The following is a 211-nucleotide window of genomic DNA, read 5'->3' as shown; positions in this document are numbered from 1 at the left end:
CTCAGAAGTGAAACGCCGTAGCGCCGATGGTAGTGTGGGGTCTCCCCATGCGAGAGTAGGGAACTGCCAGGCATCAAATTGCAGTAAACCGGGATGAAGAATCCAGGTAGTGACAAAGAAATTCGGTGGAGCGGTAGTTCAGTTGGTTAGAATACCTGCCTGTCACGCAGGGGGTCGCGGGTTCGAGTCCCGTCCGTTCCGCCACTTATTA

General features: G+C 54.5%; 1 tRNA gene. It reads left to right on the top strand.

The features are described 5' to 3' along the window. Positions 1-127: 127 nt before the first annotated feature. A tRNA-Asp gene (locus OGX91_RS00030) sits at positions 128-204 on the top strand. Positions 205-211: the final 7 nt, after the last annotated feature.

Source organism: Citrobacter sp. Cpa228 (assembly GCF_030333085.1).
Classification (GTDB): Bacteria; Pseudomonadota; Gammaproteobacteria; order Enterobacterales; family Enterobacteriaceae; genus Citrobacter; species Citrobacter pasteurii.
The sequence above is the reverse complement of the archived record's forward strand: the minus strand, read 5'-3'. Positions and strand labels throughout refer to the sequence as shown.